This is a genomic window from Rubrivirga litoralis (assembly GCF_031846415.1).
In the GTDB taxonomy this organism is placed as follows: Bacteria; Bacteroidota; Rhodothermia; order Rhodothermales; family Rubricoccaceae; genus Rubrivirga; species Rubrivirga litoralis.
In genome coordinates, this window is the sequence record NZ_JAVRHT010000101.1 from 1 (window position 1) to 309 (window position 309).

A 309-nucleotide genomic window follows, 5' to 3' on the forward strand; every position below is an offset into this window, starting at 1 on the left:
TGCTGCTCGGCCCGGTCACGGTCGTCGGCCTCATCGCCGGGATGAGCATGACGCGGCTGCGCGAGGCGGCCACGCCCGCCGCCGCCGCCGCCTCCGACCTCGTCGTCCGCCACAGCCTGGCGTCGGCGTACCTGGCCCAGCGCCTGGTCGAGACGATCGACCCGGCCCGGCGGCCGGCCCAGAGCGGGGAGGCGTACACGGCGGGGCTGCTGCACGACCTGGGCAAGCTCGTCCTCCTCCACAACTTCCCCGACGAGGCCGCCGCCCTCTACGGCGGGACCGCTCCCGAGGCGCCTGAGTCGGAGGAGG

General features: G+C 76.1%; 1 protein-coding gene. It reads left to right on the top strand.

Annotated elements, in window-relative coordinates; genetic code table 11:
* Positions 1 to 309: HDOD domain-containing protein (locus RM540_RS16360; protein ID WP_311666102.1), on the top strand; the 309-nt coding region annotated here is incomplete at both ends.